The organism is Actinoalloteichus caeruleus DSM 43889 (genome assembly GCF_000429185.2).
GTDB lineage: Bacteria > Actinomycetota > Actinomycetes > Mycobacteriales > Pseudonocardiaceae > Actinoalloteichus_B > Actinoalloteichus_B caeruleus.
In genome coordinates this window covers 2,656,494-2,672,780 of sequence record NZ_AUBJ02000001.1, presented here as the reverse complement: position 1 = coordinate 2,672,780, position 16,287 = coordinate 2,656,494, and the positions used below count along the sequence as shown (strand labels likewise).

General features: G+C 70.1%; 13 protein-coding genes and 1 CRISPR repeat array. Of the genes, 12 read left to right on the top strand and 1 reads right to left on the bottom strand.

All coding sequences use genetic code 11. The features are described 5' to 3' along the window. Window positions 1-204 precede the first annotated feature (204 nt). The 5 genes from G443_RS09735 to G443_RS09715 all read left to right on the top strand — a co-directional run bounded on the left by G443_RS09735 (window position 205) and on the right by G443_RS09715 (window position 5,136). Entirely contained in the window at window positions 205-1,140 is a 936-nt protein-coding gene (locus G443_RS09735) for an ABC transporter ATP-binding protein (protein ID WP_035275487.1), read from the top strand. Further along, complete coding sequence (locus G443_RS09730; protein WP_026418392.1) at window positions 1,140-1,904, top strand: ABC transporter permease; 765 nt, start codon at window positions 1,140-1,142, stop codon at window positions 1,902-1,904. The genes G443_RS09735 and G443_RS09730 overlap by 1 nt, the downstream gene beginning before the upstream one ends. Window positions 1,905-1,910: 6 nt before the next feature. Continuing rightward, window positions 1,911-3,257 carry a sensor histidine kinase gene (locus G443_RS09725; protein ID WP_081715368.1) on the top strand — a complete coding sequence of 449 codons (1,347 nt, stop codon included), beginning with the start codon at window positions 1,911-1,913 and terminating at the stop codon, window positions 3,255-3,257. Further along, window positions 3,254-3,874 carry a response regulator gene (locus tag G443_RS09720; protein ID WP_026418394.1) on the top strand — a complete coding sequence of 207 codons (621 nt, stop codon included), beginning with the start codon at window positions 3,254-3,256 and terminating at the stop codon, window positions 3,872-3,874. The genes G443_RS09725 and G443_RS09720 overlap by 4 nt, the downstream gene beginning before the upstream one ends. 719 nt (window positions 3,875-4,593) lie before the next feature. Beyond that, window positions 4,594-5,136 carry a PM0498 family protein gene (locus G443_RS09715; protein WP_245588749.1) on the top strand — a complete coding sequence of 181 codons (543 nt, stop codon included), beginning with the start codon at window positions 4,594-4,596 and terminating at the stop codon, window positions 5,134-5,136. A gap of 19 nt (window positions 5,137-5,155) precedes the next feature. Next, a CRISPR array of direct repeats spans window positions 5,156-5,449; the repeat unit is 30 nt; unit sequence GTTGTGACCCCTCTTAGGGGCGATGAGGAC. A gap of 584 nt (window positions 5,450-6,033) precedes the next feature. Here the strand turns inward: G443_RS09715 and G443_RS09710 are convergent. After that, window positions 6,034-7,125, bottom strand: a complete 1,092-nt coding sequence (locus G443_RS09710; RefSeq protein WP_245588750.1) for an SAVED domain-containing protein — start codon at window positions 7,123-7,125, stop codon at window positions 6,034-6,036. A gap of 1,277 nt (window positions 7,126-8,402) precedes the next feature. Here G443_RS09710 and G443_RS09705 point away from each other — a divergent pair. From G443_RS09705 to G443_RS09675, 7 genes are read left to right on the top strand one after another with little or no spacing between them, the layout of a single operon-like run. Beyond that, entirely contained in the window at window positions 8,403-10,418 is a 2,016-nt protein-coding gene (locus tag G443_RS09705) for an RAMP superfamily CRISPR-associated protein (protein WP_162147294.1), read from the top strand. After that, window positions 10,418-11,830, top strand: a complete 1,413-nt coding sequence (locus tag G443_RS09700) for a Cas10/Cmr2 second palm domain-containing protein (protein ID WP_026418399.1) — start codon at window positions 10,418-10,420, stop codon at window positions 11,828-11,830. The genes G443_RS09705 and G443_RS09700 overlap by 1 nt, the downstream gene beginning before the upstream one ends. Beyond that, a complete protein-coding gene (locus G443_RS09695; RefSeq protein WP_026418400.1) occupies window positions 11,830-12,399 on the top strand; it encodes an RAMP superfamily CRISPR-associated protein in 570 nt (189 codons plus the stop codon). The genes G443_RS09700 and G443_RS09695 overlap by 1 nt, the downstream gene beginning before the upstream one ends. Next, window positions 12,392-13,681, top strand: coding sequence for a type III-B CRISPR module-associated Cmr3 family protein (locus G443_RS09690; protein WP_026418401.1), 1,290 nt, complete (start codon window positions 12,392-12,394; stop codon window positions 13,679-13,681). The genes G443_RS09695 and G443_RS09690 overlap by 8 nt, the downstream gene beginning before the upstream one ends. Then, window positions 13,678-14,997, top strand: coding sequence for an RAMP superfamily CRISPR-associated protein (locus G443_RS09685; RefSeq protein ID WP_026418402.1), 1,320 nt, complete (start codon window positions 13,678-13,680; stop codon window positions 14,995-14,997). Before G443_RS09690 ends, G443_RS09685 begins: the two co-directional genes overlap by 4 nt. Beyond that, entirely contained in the window at window positions 14,994-15,425 is a 432-nt protein-coding gene (locus tag G443_RS09680; RefSeq protein WP_026418403.1) for a hypothetical protein, read from the top strand. Before G443_RS09685 ends, G443_RS09680 begins: the two co-directional genes overlap by 4 nt. Then, window positions 15,422-16,156, top strand: a complete 735-nt coding sequence (locus G443_RS09675; protein WP_026418404.1) for a CRISPR-associated endoribonuclease Cas6 — start codon at window positions 15,422-15,424, stop codon at window positions 16,154-16,156. The genes G443_RS09680 and G443_RS09675 overlap by 4 nt, the downstream gene beginning before the upstream one ends. Window positions 16,157-16,287 lie beyond the last annotated feature (131 nt).

Genomic DNA, 16,287 nt, shown 5'->3' with positions numbered 1-16,287 from the left:
CAGTAACGTTCCGTCTCGTCTTGGTGAGTGTTGGTTGGTCGTCGTAGGTCCGTGCATGCGCGGAACGAAGTGGGGGGAAGAGTGCTAACTGTGAGGCGAGCCTGTCGTGCCTCCGTCGCGACCGAGCACGGTATTCCACCGCGGTGCCACGGGTGATCGGCTTACAACGCGTGGCGAGGCGAGGCGCGCCCGAGACTTCGCGGTGTGACCGCACTGGAAGTACGGAACCTGCACAAGCGCTACGGGCAGCACGTCGCCGTCGACGACGTCTCCTTCACTGTCGAGAAGGGGGAGATCTTCGGCATCATCGGGCCCAACGGCGCCGGCAAGACGACGACCGTCGAGAGCATCGCCGGCCTGCGAACGCCCGACTCCGGCTCGCTCTCCGTGCTGGGGCTCGATCCGACCAAGGACCGGGCGGAGGTGCGTGAGCGACTCGGCGTGCAACTCCAGGAGAGCAGCTTCCCGGACGCGATCAAGGTCGCCGAAGCCCTCGAGCTCCACAGCTCCTTCTACCGGAACCCCGCCGACTGGCGCGAGCTCATGGAGCTCCTCGGGCTCACCGAGAAGCGCGACACCCAGTACAAAGCCCTCTCCGGCGGGCAGAAGCAGCGGCTTTCGATCGCGCTCGCCCTGGTCGGCAACCCGGAAGTCGCGATTCTGGACGAGCTCACGACGGGACTGGACCCGCAGGCGAGACGCGACACCTGGAGCCTCATCGAGCGGGTTCGCGACACGGGCGTCACGATCCTCCTCGTCACGCACTTCATGGATGAGGCGGAACGCCTCAGCGACCGGATCGCCGTCATCAACGGTGGCCGGGTCGCCGCGGTGGACACACCGGCTGGGCTGATCGCGCGGTCGAGCGGGGCGCGGCAGGTCCGGTTCCGCGTGTCCCAACCGCTGGACAGGAGTGTTCTGACCGATCTTCCCGACGTGACCGATGTCGAGATCACCGAGGGCCGCTGGCTGGTCACCGGCAGGGGGCAGCTCCTGAGCAGCGTCGCCGGGGCCCTCGCCAGGGCGCGGGTCGTGGCCGAGGATCTCCGCGTCGACCAGCGCAACCTCGACGACGCGTTCGTGGCCTTCACCGGACGCGCTCCCGAGTCCCCGGGGAACTCCACGAGGAGGGTCGGCTGATGCGTGCCCTCCTGAAGATGGTCAAGGTCGAGGGGACGCTCTTCCTCCGAGACTCCGCCACCGTCATCTTCGGTGTGCTGTTCCCGACGGGACTGCTGCTCGGCCTGGGTGCCATCCCGGCGCTCAGGGAGCCGTCGCCGGAAACCGGCGGGCTCCGGGACATCGACATCTGGGCGCCGACCGCACTGGTGTTCGGGATGGTGATGATCGCCGTGCAGCACGTCCCAGCGGTGATAGCGACGTACCGGGAGCGCGGCATCCTCCGCAGGCTGTCGACCACTCCCGCGCATCCGAGGGGAGTCCTGCTCGCGCAGATGATCGTCGCGCTCGCCTCCGTGGTCGTTTCCGCGGCGCTCATGACCTTCCTCGCGTGGGCGGTACTGGACATCGCACCGCCCGAACGACCCCTGGAGTTCGTCGTCGCCTTCGTCGTCGGCTACGCGGCGCTGCTCGGGCTCGGCATGGTGTCCGCCGCGGTGGTCCGAACGAGCAGTGCCGCGAACCAGCTCGGTACCCTCCTGTTCGTCGCGCTGATGTTCTTCGGGGGAGCCTTCCTGCCCCGTGTCGTCATGCCCGACGTGCTGCGCGAGGTCGGAGAGTTCATACCGCCGGGGCTGCAGGCCCTCACCGCGGCGTGGTCCGTCGAAGCGGGCCAGATCACCGCCACAGCTGGTGGGCAGCCCTTCTGGCCGCAGATCGCCGTGATGGCGGGTATCGCGGTGACCGCGAGCGCGGTCGCCGCCAAGCTCTTCCGCTGGGAGTAGATGTCGATGACGAGGGACGCCGGCACGGGTGAGCGGCTGAACTTCGCGGCGCACGAGTCCGCCATCAGCCAAGAGGCGGCGATCGCGAACCGCTCCCGGTTGGCCTGGAAAGCGGAGCAGCTCCGGGTCTGGGACCTCCTGCAGTTGGTCAGCCCGTGGCTGCTGCTGGCGATCTCGACCGCGATCCACTTCTCGTGGGTGCTCCCCACCTCCGGTGAACCCTTCTGGCCCGACGGTCCGGCCGTCCTCGGGCTGGTCGCGATCTCGGTGCTGTGGGTGCTGTTCGGTCACACCCTGCCCATCAGGAGGAGGACGCTGCGGCCCACGTCGGCGGGCATCTACCTCGTCGGGCTGCTGGCGTCGTGCGTCACCCTCATGACGTACTCCGACATCTTCCTCGTCTTCACCATCGCGGGCTTCTTTCACGCCTACCTGCTCAGGCCGTGGCCGTTGGGGGTGCTCGGAGTCCTGGCCACCTCCGTTGCCCTCAACGGCTCGGTCATGCGCGTATGGGCTCACCCGGCCCCCGACGTGCTCGCGGAGTTCATCCTGATCGTCGCCGTGCAGACGGCGGCGATCGGGGTGGGCATCCTGCTGACAGCGCACACCGAACCCGAGGAACGCAGGCGGGAGGAACTCGTCGAGCGCCTCGAAGCGGCACTGCACGAGAACGCCGGGCTCCACGCGCAACTCGTCGCCCAGGCCCGTGAATCCGGGGCGCAGGACGAGCGGCAGCGACTGGCCGGCGAGATCCACGACACGCTGGCCCAGGGGCTCGCCGGCATCATCACGCAGCTCCAGGCGGCGGAGCGTTCCGCGCGTGCGCCGGGCGAGGCGGAGGAGCACGTCGCGCGCGCACTGCGGCTCGCGCGCGACAGCCTGACCGAGGCCAGACGGTCCGTGCGGGCACTCGCCCCCCAGGAACTCGGGCGAGCGCACCTCCCCGACGCGCTCCGCACCCTGACCGAGCGATGGTCGGAGGACCAGGGGATCAGGACACAGGTGGAGGTCACCGGCACCCGAGAGCCACTGAGCCCGGCGATCGAGGTGTCGCTCTTCCGGGTCGCGCAGGAGTCACTGACCAACGTGGCCAAGCACGCGGAGGCCTCGCGTGTCGGTGTCACCCTGTCGTACACGGGCACCGAGGTGCTGCTGGACGTCCGGGATGATGGACGAGGCTTCACGAACGGGGTCGGCACCGGCTTCGGACTGACGAGCATGCGCCAGCGCATCAGAGGGGTCGGCGGTCACGTGGAGGTGCAGAGCGCACCGGGTGAAGGGACATCCGTCAGTGCGCGCGTGCCGGCGATCGCCCCTGGGGGCACGGGAGCGAAGGGGGAGACCGACGGATGATTCGTCTGGTAGTCGTCGACGACCACCCGATCGTGAGGGGCGGTCTTCGCGACACCTTCGCGGACGCCGAGGACATCCTCGTGGTCGGTGAGGCCGGGGACGGCGCCGAGGGCATCGAACGTGCGGAGCGGCTGGCAGCGGACGTGGTGCTCATGGACCTCCGAATGCCGGGCATGGACGGCGTCGCCGCGACCGCCGCCCTGCGGGAGCGGTCCCCGAACACCCGCGTGCTGATCCTGACCACCTTCGACAGCGAGAGCGACGTGCTGCCGGCGATCGAGGCGGGCGCCACCGGATACCTCCTGAAGGACGCGCTGCCCGACGAACTGACGCGCGCCGTCCGTGCGGCAGCGCGCGGCGAGCCGGTGCTCGCGCCGTCGGTGACCCACCACCTCATGGGTCAGGTTCGGAGGCCCGGCCGCGGCACCCTGACCGACCGGGAGAGGGAGGTACTCCAGTTGGTCGCGAACGGCAGTTCGAATCGGGAGGCCGCCACGGCCCTGTTCATCGGCGAAGCGAGCATCAAGACCCACCTGCAACACATCTACGACAAACTCGGCGTTCGTGATCGCGCCTCGGCGGTCGCCGAGGGCTACCGCCGTCGCCTGCTCACCTGACGCCCCCGCTGCCGAACATCGCTGGGCAGGACCGTCGCACGCGGCATCGAGGTCGGGATGAACGTCGACGTTCGCCAGGTGGCGGTGATGCGGCCCTTCGGTGCCCCGCGAGACACCGTCACACGCGGCACGCGCACCCGTCCTTCGGGTGGCGCCCCACCACCCGTGACCACGGTCCGCCGGTCCCAGTGGGCGAAGCGCGCTCCCCGGAGGCCTGGCCTGGGCACTGGTCCGGGTCGCCCGTCAGCACCCGCCCCTGACCGCGTCGTCGGGAGTTGGGGGTTCTGGCACACCGCCGCCGACACCATGCCACCGCAGGAGGGCAGGCTAATCCTGATCGAGGCCTCGGCTCGCCGCGACGGGTGGCCGTTCTCAGGGGTCGACGAACACCGCCGTCGGCACACGCGAAGCGGCGACACGGGCGTCACCATCATCATCGACCGCACCCGGTCACCGGTCCGGTGCCCGCTCGCCATCGTCGAAGGACGGTCGGCGATGGCGTTCGGGACCTGGCTGGAACGAGCGGGACCAGGCCTGGCGCGACAGCGGATGGCTCCCTCGAAGGAGGCCGTCCCCTTCCGGCTTCGACGTCCTGGCGCGTAGGCGACCCAGGCGTGGCCCACGGGGAGGGGGAAGGTCATCGCGCGCATCCGGTGCCGGTCAGCAGCAGGCCGGTCTTCGCGTGCGTCCTTCGGCGTGTCCCTGGCAGGCTCTGCTCCGTGCTCAACATCCGGATGAACGAGGTGGCGGTCCGCGCCCTGGAGCCGGGAGGCCTGGCGGGCGCGACCCCAGTGGCGGAGTTGGCTCCCGAGCTGCGCGAGGTGCTGGACGAGGGCATCGTGCGGGCCGGCCCGGCCCTGGTCTTCGCCCGACGCGCGACCCGTGCTCACGCACCCCACGCCGCTACCGAGGATCTGACCGCATGGGAGTGCGCGACGAACGAGATCCACCTGGATGACGTGGTTCCCGTCGATGTCGGATGCCTGGAGGACGGCGAGCCGGTGATCAGCGAGGCGGACCAGGTGCGGATGTCGCGGCACGGGTTGGGCTTCGCCCTGGAGGTCGTGCGGCTTGTCCGTGCGCTGCCCGAGCCCGTCGCGGTGCGCTGCATCGTGGGAGCGAACAGCACGAACGGAACCTTCAGGTTCCACCGTGCTCGACCAGGCGAGTCGTGGCTGGGCCCAGACGTGGACGGCTTCCTGGGTGACAAGCTGATCGTCGTCGACAGCGGGCCAGCGAGCCTGGGCGGTACCCCGTGGTGACGCCTCCACGCCGAGGCACGTCGTGACCCCTCTCAGGGGCGATGAGGACCCGGCGGGGATGCCGTCGTGCGTGCAGGCGTCCAGCGGTTGTGACCCCTCTTAGGGGCGATGAGGACCAATCCTCGCCAGCAGCCTCGTTGGAGTACCAGGGTTGTGACCCCTCTTAGGGGCGATGAGGACCCGTGGGCGGCGCCCCGCCTGCTCGACGTGGACGGGGGTTGTGACCCCTCTTAGGGGCGATGAGGACGTCACCCGCCAACGCTGACCGGTGGGCCGAGCTCGCGTTGTGACCCCTCTTAGGGGCGATGAGGACCCGAGAGTAAAGCCGCAGGTGGGAGGCTGTCCACGAGCGGTTTTTCGTGGCTGTTTTGCAGCGAACCCGAGGTTTGACATCAGACCCGGGGGGTTCGCTGAAAATGGTACGCGGACCTGCGGCTGCGCCTCGCCCGTGGTCGGGGCATCCCAGCGGGGTCCGTTGTCTCTCCGCGCTGTCGTAGGGGCCTTCTCGAAAGCTGGCTCGCGTGCGGAGGAAGACGTGCCGGGCGCTGTGGTGCCTGGTCGAACGGTGGGCCTGAGATGGTCGGTGTGCACGGTGCGGAGACACGGTATCGCGGAGAGTGCGAGTGGTAGGCGGAGGCGCCGAGGGTCAGCATGCGGCGGGGAGCGGGTCGGGTGGACGGCGTCTCGTGGAGGCGGTGGAACCCCGTCGGTGTATCGGGCGGGTTGCCGGTCGGGAAGGTCGTCCTGCACTGGGCGCCGTAAGGAAGTCGCGGAGGGAAGGGTCGGGGAGCCGGAGAGCTGGGACTGTCGTCGGTCGGTGCACCGCCTTCGTGAGCGCGCATTCGGGGCATCGGCCCGGCCGCCGTGGCCGGGCCGGTACTTCCGGTCCTACTCGGTTTAGTGGGCGGCGAGGGGGCGGAACGGGAACGGCTCGTAGGTGTTGTTGTCCTTGTCGAAGGTGTAGGCGGTCCAGCGGCCTCGACTCTGCGCGGCCAGCCGGGCTCCGAGAGCCACCCCGATGGCCACGGGGCCGCTGAGGAAAATCGCGTACTCCCCGGTGCGCGCCTTGTCAGGCGCATCGTCCTGCCATACACGGCAGACCTGCTCCACCACGCCCGTGTAGGTGGCGCGGTCCTCAGGCAACCTCTTGGAGTCGTGCCCGAGGATCAGGAGGTGACCGATCCCGTCGCGGCGGCACGCCTCCTTCACGTGCGTGGAGAAGTCCTTCCCCCGTCCCTGGAGGTCCAGGGCGAGAGCGGCCCTGGTCGGGTCGCCGCCTTCGATCGACTGCGACTGTTCGACGGTCAACGGTGTGATCCCGGGGCCATCATCGATCGTGCGCAGCGTCGTCGCCGGGAAGTAGGGAACGGCACCATCGCTCTGCCGGATCGCGTGCACCACGATCTCGCGAGCGTGCGTTTGCCCGAGCCGGGCACCGAACCAGAAGGCGACGTGCAGCGGCATGGTGGGGATCAGGTTGATCCGGGTGGCGTCCGGAGTGAGGTTCTCCGCCATCCTGATCGCTGTCATCGTCTCGTCGGCGAGCGCTTCGACCCGGGGCTGGTCCCAGAGGCTGTCGGCTGGCAACTCGACGTTGGTCTTCATGGTCACCGTGCACGTGCTCTGGCTGAAGCGTTCCGCCTGTTGCTCCAGTCGGTCGGCCTCGATCAGGCCTCGGCGGGGATCGCGGGCGGTGGCGGTGATGCCAATCCGCACCTGGCGGCGGGCCCGGCTCCGCAGCCACCACCCCAGGGTGATGAGCCCCAGTCCCCCGGCGAGCGCGAGGGCGAACCACCACCGCCCCCCGGGTTCGTCCGCCATGAAGGATTTGGCGAGCTCAACGCCGAACCCGCCCGCGACCACGCTTCCCACCGCGATCGGTGCCGTGCCGTCGGCCACCACGGCCCAGCGCCCGGTCGTGCTGTCAAGGCCACCGGGGGAGCCGACCACGTCCAGCCCAGCCAACCTCGTCGTTCCTGAATTCGTCACCGAAGCCCTCCATCTGGGCAGTTGGTTCCAGCATGTCGTGAGCCGACCGATCGACGAATCCTCCGCCGTCGATCCTTGTCACGCTCTTTCCCTCCTGCCGTCCCCGGAAGTTCCGCCAGTGAGTGTGGAAGCTCGTTCCGTGTGGTGGCGGGCAGAGCGGTGTGGCCCAGGCCAGAGAGGGATTCGGGTTCCCGTGCGGGGCCGAGTGGGTGCGGTACCACGCGGGACGCGGCGAGAATCACGGTACCGGAAGTCGGTGCACGCAGAAGCGGGAGGATGTTCCTGGTGAGTGGGTCCTGGGTAAGGGGTGGGATCCGGGGTGTGAGATTGTGCTTCCCCGCCGCCGCTGTCCCGAGGATCTCATTTCGGAAGGCGATTTCCGTGACTCGATGGTCATCTGGAGGAACGGGAAACCGGGCAGGTCGACCGGAGGCCCACGTGCCGCGCGGTCCCGGCTCGGAAGGGTTCCAGGGCCAGGCGTGGGCCGTGCCGCAGCGATATCAGAACGGCTCCGAAGTGGTCGTCGGGATATTGCCGACGCAATTATTCTCGCCGTGGAACCCGATGACCGACCCGAATTCGCCCATCCGGTAGGGTTGCCTGGTCGCGTCAGCTCAGGGGGGCTCGACGCGGTCGATCCAGTAGGCCCGTTCCAGGGGGTGGGTGTCGTGATGTGTGAAAACATGACCACGATGGAAAGCGTCAAGAAAATCAGTCACTGATCTCGGTCGCGGAGCTGGTCCTGTCCGAACTGGGGATGTGGCCGCTCGGTGACGGCTTGCGGGAAGATATCCCGAACACTCCAGGAGTCCCCTCGGCTGCGCGGCGAGTTCGGAACGGGCGAAAACGCGCCACCGCTCGGCTCGCGTGCTGTCCGGTTCGCTGGTAGCCGGGAAAATTCTTCCTCGGATGACGCGCCCAGTCTGTGCTCGGCCTGTGTCGATAAGTGGATTCGGCGTGGACGCCGAATCCACTTACCACGATGAGGCGCTGACCCGGCGTCGGCGGAACCCGCTCAGGAATCCGGTGTGAGGCACGCTCTCCTCGCGCCGCGCAGGCACACCGGCCCGTCGTGTCCTCGACATGTTCCACTGTCTCGAAGGGAGGCGAGTACGATTCCCAGCGTCATCAACCCTTACACCTTCGTGCCGTTCGCGCGGGTCGACCCGGAAACGTTCCGTCGGCGGCCGGCGGGTCATGCCCTCCTCGGTTCCTCCGATGAGGGGTGCGAAAGGTACTCCGGGCACGTCGAGGCCGTCTGGACGAACCACAGCCCGTTGCACCTGGCGACCGGTGAGGTCGAGAACGACGTCGCGGTCTTCCCCAACAGGCGCGACCCCGACACCGGCGAGTGGACACCGTTCATTCCGGGATCGACGGTGGCGGGAGTGGTGCGCAACCTGCACGAGAACCTGGTCGGTGGGTGCCTCCGCGTCTTCGACTCGGACTTCGTGCCCACCTACCGCGACGAGGTTGCCAACGCCCATTCCACCGCTGCCGGCGCCCGGGAAGGCTGGACCCTGGCCCAGGTCTCGGATGTGCGGCACGGCTGCCCCAGGAAGCTCCGGCTCTGCGACGAGGTGGTGTGGATCGAATCGACGGTGCTGGCTGACGTGTTGGGTGGCGCGGAGAAGGTCGTCACGGGCGCCACGGTCAGCCTCACCGATTCCGCTCGGAACTCGAGGGGGAGTAGCGCTCGGGGACGCCGGGTCATCAAGGCTCTCGGGGACGTCGAACCGGGGACCGACTGGGTTCTCCTGGTCACCGACGCCGCCGCGCGGGACGTGTCCCACCGGTACTACGTGGCCGCTGGCCTGCTCGGCAAGAAGGAGCACGCGCTCGAGGACAATGCCCACGACGCCTGGCAGCGGTTCCTCCGGCTGGTCGAGGACACCGACGACCTGCGGCAGGCACGCCGTGACGCGCGGGAGCAGGGCGAGGCCACCGCCGACCGGGAGCGGGAGGTGCGGTTCTCCGGTCCTACCGGCCAGCAGCGTCTCGTCGGGTACCGACACGCGGTGGGGCGGTCCGCCTACCCCGGCCAGGTGTTGTGGGTACGGCGGCGGAACGCGGACATCCTCGACTTCGCCGCGTCCGCGATCTGGCGCCACCCGGGTTCTGGCGCGGCGGGCGACCGGGTGCCTCCTGAACTGTTGGCCTGCTCCGATGCTGGTCATCTGTGTCCCACCTGCCGAGTCTTCGGTTCCGTCGACGCCAGCGAGACCGAACCCGAGGCGGGCACAGGCGACACCGAGCGTGCGGAGTACCGCGCCCGGCAGCGCTCCTACCGGGGCCACCTGCGGTTCTCCGACGGACTTCCCCTGAACGAGGTCCGGCAGAAGGTCCGGCGCTTCCCGATGTTGAGCACTCCGCGTCCCGGTGCCGGGCAGGCCTATCTGGACCCGAGGGGCAAGGGGCAGCACGCGCCGGAGGGGGAGCTCGCGCTCCGTGAGTGGGGCTCCCGCCTGGACAACGACGAGGATGGTCGGGGTCTTAGGCAGTTCCGTGGCCGGAAGCATTACTGGCTGACCCAGGACTACACCAGCCGCCCCTACTTCCGGCTACCCACCGAGACGATGCCGGCGGCCAAATCGGGAGCATTCGGGAAGGAGTCAGTCCGGGGCCGGTGCCTGGAGCCGGGCGCGCGTTTCCGGATCACCGTCTCCTTCGAGAACCTCGACCTGGCCGAACTCGGCGGTCTGCTCGCCTCACTCGACCCGGCCCTCGTGCTGGAGGTCGCCGACCAGGCCAAGCGCATCGGTTTCGGCGTGGGCCACGCCCGTCCGCTGGGCCTGGGCAGCTGCACTGGCGAGGTCCTCACCCTCACCACGCACACGGCGCGCGGCAGATACCTCGGCGAGACCGCCTCCACCGTCGCGGTCGCCGACGCCATAGCCGCGTTCGTCGAGGCCACGGACCCGGGGGTGCGCGGTGTGTGGCCGATGCTGACGTCCGCGTTGACCCTGGACCACGTCGACCCACGCTACGTCTACTACCCGACGAAGGGCGACCTCCGGTCGGGCCAATTGCACCCGGACGACCTGGAACCGGATTTCGAGTTCTGGCAGGAGTCGCGTGGTGTCGCCACGAGGAAGGAGGCGATGCCGCTGACCGTCCTCCCCGACATCACCGCACCCGCCGAGGCCCAGTTCGTTCCCCGAGCACGCCGTACGACCCTGCCGTCACAGGGCAAGGGGCAGCAGCGGAAGCCCTCCACAGGTGGCCAGCGTCATCAGGGCGCGGGGAACCAGGGCAAGAAGGGGCGGCAGGCCCAGAAAGGGAAGGGCCGTTGATGCGCACCTACCTGGACATCGCCGCGGTGCGCATCCAGCGCTACCTCGCGCGAACGCCCACCCTTCGAGGTCGGCGGACGGCCAGCGCCGCACTCGTCGACATGCGGTCGGTGGCCGCCGAGGCGCTGGCCGGGACCGGAGCCTGGCTCAATGCGGAGGCAGGTGAGATCGATGGTGTCGTCAGCCTCGAACTGGACTCGCCTGACGACGTCGACCGTGTCTCCGCCGTCGTGCTGCGCGCGCTCCGGCGACGGTTGCCCGGGGCCGAGTTCCAGGTCGTCTGGGCCACCGACCTCGACTACGTCACCGCCTACGCCGAGCAGATGCGACCCACGATCCTGAGCGGCCGCAGCCGGGTGGACCTGCCCACCGTGGCAGAGCTGCCCCTCGCCGCGCTCTGCCGACTGTGCGGCATCGACCCCGCAGTCACCACGGCCACCCTCGACGACGCCGAGCGGAACGTGTGCGCCGACTGCGTGGAGCGGGAATCGTGGCGGTCGCTGTCGGCCAGCCGCACCGGGGAACGCAGACTCGCGAGTCGTCTGAACCGCGAACCCGTCAACGGGGGGTTCGAGGCGCTGGCTGGCATGGGGCGGCGTGAAACGCGGATCGCGGTCATCCACGCGGACGGCAACCGGATCGGCGCCTTCTTCCGCCAGCTCGCCAACATCCCGGCCGAACGGCTGCGTGCCCCGGAAAACGCCCACCTGACCCGGGACAAGCTGGCTCTGGAACTGTCGAAGGCCACCTTCGAGGCACTCGCCGAGGCCACCATGTCGGTTCGGGGAATCCCCGGCCGGTCGCTGCCGCTGATCCTGCACGTGCTCGGCGGCGACGACGTCCTGGTGAGTGTTCCCGCCGACCACGCCTGGCAGTTCGCCCGCGCCCTGCTCGCCGGCTTCAACGAGCGGATGTCGCGCTTGGTGCGGGGGCTGGACCTGGAGGTCGAGATCTCCGCTCCCACCATGTCCGCCGCGATGGTCTTCGCCCGGCACGACGAGTCCTTCACCACCATCGTCGCGCTGGCCGAAAGCGCCCTCGCCCGCGGCAAACGGGCCGGCGCTGGTCGCTCCTCGTGGCTGTGCTTCCACGACCTCACCACCGAAGGGCGCCACGACGAGGGCAGCGTGGTCCCCCTCCACGAACTCAAGCAGAGGCAGGACGAGTTGACCGAACTCGCCAGGGCGCCGCGTTCGTTCCGGGAGAACCTCGCGTTGGCGCTCGCCGACGGCGGCCCCGAGGCGGCCCTCGCGCACAGCCGCCGAGTCGGCGTCACGGCGGGGACGCCGTTCCTCCCACGGCGCGGCTCGGATCCCGCACGCGAGGCGGAGCACACCCCCGCCGGCATGGATGGCGACTCACCGACGCGACTGGGCCTGGACACCGCACTGCGGATCGCGAGGTGGTGGTGATGGACATCGACATCACCTTCCACGGCCCCTTCCGCGTCGGTACCGGCACCCCGCACCTCGGGGTGGCGGAGACCGTCGATCCCGACGACCTCCTCCCCCCGAGCTCGCTCAAGGGGGTCATGCGTGCCTCCGCCGAACTGCTGCTGCCCACCCGCCCGGACCTGGTCGCCGAGGTCTTCGGTGCGTCCGGCGGACAGCACCGGGCCGCGCCGTGGCACTGGGGTCCCGTGGCGTTCACCATCGACCCCGTCGTGGTCCACCGCGCGCGCATCGCCATCGACCCCGTCACGAACACCGCGCGCGAGGGCGGGTTGTTCCTGTCCGACGAGGTGTGGTGCCCCAGTGCCAGCTTCTCCCTGCTCCCGATCCGCCCGCTGGACGCCGACGCGCGTCGACGGCACCAGATCGTGCTCGCCTGTGCCGCCGCCGGGGTGCACAACCTCGGCGGAGACCGGCGACGGGGGCTGGGCTGGGTCAGCCTCCGCCCGAGGGACGGGGCCATCGACGATGCCCTGCTGGAGGAGTTCGAGGCGCTTCGCGCCGCACGGCCGGGAGGAACGCATGCTTGAGGTGATGCTCACCGCTGAACAACCGCTGTCCCTCGGGGTGGGGGAGAGTGTCGGCAACCTGACCCGGACCCACCGGCACGTCCCGGGATCGGTGTTGCGCGGAGCCCTGGCGGCGGCGTGGATCGCCGAACACGGCGAGCCAGCGGGGGACCCGGACCTCCGGAACCAGCTGCGGGACACCTTCGAGCGCGGCGTGCGGTTCTCCCCGCTGTTCGCGGAGGGATCCTCCGTGGTGCCGCTCTCGGTACTGCGCTGCTCCTACCTCAGTGAGGCAGCCTGCGCCGACGTCGTCGTCGACACGGCGTGGGACGAGGAGGGAACCGACTGCCCGGAGTGCGACGGGCCGCTGCGTGCGGGCCGGGGAGAAGTCGAGTTCGTCGGCGCGGACGACCCCGTCGTGCACCGCACCCGCGTGGCGCTGAACCCGGACGGCACCGCACGCGACGGCGCACTGTTCACCCGCGAGGCCCTGAACCACCGCGACGGCGGCACGCCACGGCGCTTCCTCGGCACGATACTGACCAGGGACACCGAGACCTCCTGGTTGTCGGCGAGCCGACCCCTGCTGCTCGGTGGTGGCCGCAGCACCTCGGGGCTCGTGCGGTACGAGGCCACTCCGGGGACCGCCGCCCCGCCCACCGCCACCGGGCGCCGACTGGTCCTGCGGCTGGTCTCCCCCGGGGTGTTCGTCGACGCCGCCGGTCGGCCCAGCGACGTCCCGGACCTGTCCGTGCTGCGCGAGCTGCTGGGGGTCGACGTCGAGATCACCCGGCACTGGGTCCGGCGAGAGCGGCTGACCGGCTGGCACTCGGCCACCGACCTGCCGAAGTCGGAGGAGCACGCCGTCACCGCCGGTTCCACCTACGTCCTGGAACTGTCGGACGATCCGGACCCGACTGACCTGACCAGGCTGCTGGAGCACGGGGTGGGGTTACGGCGGGCCGAAGGGCTCGGGTGGATCGAGTTGGACCGGTGGCAGCCGCCGCCCGTCACGGCGGAGGACCACGCCGACGGATCGTCGAGGGCGAAGGCCGCGGCCTTCGCCGCCATGCTGGTCAGGACCGGGCACGGCCGGCGAATCCTCAAGGAGTTGCGCCTTTACCACTTCGCGTCGCACAGTGACAAGGCTCCCTCGGTCGACCACATCCTCGGACGGCCGGTGTTCCACGCCCTCGACGAACACCGGCGAAAGTTGTTGGACGGCTTGATGCGCAGCAAACAATCGTGGATCCCCGAGGTCGTCGCCGCACTGGAGATCCAGCTGCGAGGAGGTAACCGATGACCGCACGGCTGTTCGTCTCGGTCCGGCTGCGACTCACCTCACCAGGGGGCATCGCCGCACCAGAACTCCTCCAGCAGGACGACGACGGTCTCCTGCTCGGCACCGCCCTCCCGTTGGCCCGCACGGCCGAAGGAATTCCCAGGGTTCCCGCCACCTCCCTCGCCGGTTCGCTGCGCGCCCATCTCGGCGACCGGGCCGAGACGTTCCTCGGTGGCGCGACCGAGGAGTCCCCGCACCCGTCGGCGCTGTGGTTGTTGGGCACCCGCGTCGACCACGACGAGACGGTGCACCGGACGCGTACCGCGATCGACCGGGAGCGCGGCGCGGCGGCGGCGGGACCACTCCGGCGGTCCGAACACCTACCCGCCGGGACACGCGTCACCGCCTACTTCCGCCTGGACGACGTCGACCTCGGCGACGAACTGATCGACGCGCTCCTCAGCTGGCAGGCCACGATCGGCGGCGGCCGCACGATCGGCCACGGGACGTGCGCAATCGAGGAGATCCGGCGCGGCCAGCTCGACCTCGACACCCCGTCGGGGCGGCGAGCGTGGCTGACCCGGGGCGGGCTCGACCTGTTCGCCGAGGAGCACACGGAGGTCGTGCCGCTACGAACACCCGAACCTCCTGAGCCGGTGCTCCACCTCCCCTGGTCCGTCGTGGACGGTCTGCACATCGGTAACGGCGAGGTCGAGAGCAGGGGCGGGCAGAACGACGTCGCGCTCCTCCTCCGCGCCCCCGACGGCGCACCCGTCGTGCCCGGCAGCACCTGGAAGGGACTCCTGCGTTCGCGCTGTGAGTACATCCTCCGCTCGCTGGGGGCAGCCGCCTGCTCCCCGGTCGTCGACCTCGACACGAAGCGACCCTCCTGCGGGACCTGCCTGGTCTGCCGCGCCTTCGGCGCGGCGGCTCCCGGAGACGGTGCGAGCCGTCGTGGCCTGCTGGTCTTCCGGGACTCCCCGGTCGTCGGGGCGGAGGTCGTCGAGCAACGGCACGTCGCCCTCGACCGCGTCTTCGGTGGAGCCCGTCCCTCCGCGCTCTACTGCCGCCAGGTGGTCCGCTCTGGCACCCTCGACCTGACCGTCGACGCCCTGGGTCCCGTGCCGCCGGCCGTCACCGCCCTTCTCACCCTGGCCTGCCTCGACATCCACGACGGGCTGCTCGGCGTCGGAACCGCCACTACCCGAGGGCTGGGCACGCTCCGACTCACCCACGACGCGGGGGCCGTCGAGGCACTGCGCGCCGAGGCGGTCCAGACCCTCACCACCAGTGGCGTGCTCCACGCCACCGCGACGAGCGAGCGGAGCGCATCGTGAACAACCAGCTCACGGGTTTGCTCGACGGACGGGGACGACTGCCGTGGGCTCAGGCTCGCGAGCTCCTGACGGAGCACGTGTGCCTGTGGATCGACCTGGACGGCATCCATCTCGGCAAGGCCCCGGCCGCGCCACCGATCGCCACCCACCTCTGGGCGCGGCACCACGACGGGAGCCACTACGCACGGCTCAGGTTCGACGACGACCACGCCTACGTCGGCCTGCTAAACGTGCGCGAGAACGTCGCCGGCGGAGGTGCCGGCGAACCGGTGACGGTCCAGCGCCGGCCAGCCCGGCTGCGATCACCTCGCCACGCCGGGCACGCCCTCCTGGACACCCTCACCGTGGACTTCTTCGAGATCTCCGGTGCGGCCCCGGTCACCTTCCTCGACTTCGACCACCCTTCGGCAATGGACGCCACCTCATGAGGGTCCGACTCCAAGTCAGCAGCCAGGCCACGCGCATCCCCTGGGACCAGGTGCTGAGGCCCGGCCGAGGGCTCATCTACCACCTGCTCGCGGCGACGGCGCCGGAACTCGGTGCCCGGCTGCACGACTCGAACGCTCCCATGCCGGCCGGCCACGGAGCGCCCGTCTTCCCGAACGCGCCCCGGGTGCCGCGGACCTACGCCGTTCGGGGCCTCGGATATCTCGAACTCGGAAGCCCGCTGCCGGGACTCGCCGAGTCGTGGCACGAGGAGCTGACGCGGCGGAAGGTGCTCGACTGGGGAGGGACCGCGTTGCGCATCGAGGGCGCGGACCTCCTCGCCCCGCCCGCGTTCGATGCCGGGGTGGCCGACTTCGCCACCGAGACACCGGTGGTCCTGCGGCTGCTGCCGCCGAACTCCCCGCGAACCGCCGGCGGTGAGGTCGGACGGCGGCCATCGCTGCCCAACGTCCTGCCCTACGAGGAGGGCTTCGCCGAGGCGCTGCTCCACAACCTGCGACGCAAACTCGACACGCTGAAGCTCGACTCCGACATCAAGCTCAGCGAGGTCACTCCCACCGGACCGAAGAGGTCCTTCGCCATCGGGCGTGGCCGCCAGGCCGGCGCCACCGTGAGCGTGCGGGTGCACGGCGAGCCCGACTCCCTCCGGGCCCTCTGGGCCTGGGGCCTCGGTGCCCGCAACTCCGGCGGTTTCGGGTGGATCCGCCGCTGACCTCCGGGCACCGCTGACCGCCGACGCAACGCCGTCCCGCGTCAGGCGCCTGCCGTGGGTTCGGGCGCGGAGTACCACTGTCCGCGCCCGAACCGGAAGCGAGCATGAAGAGCGGATGCCTCACGTCTGCT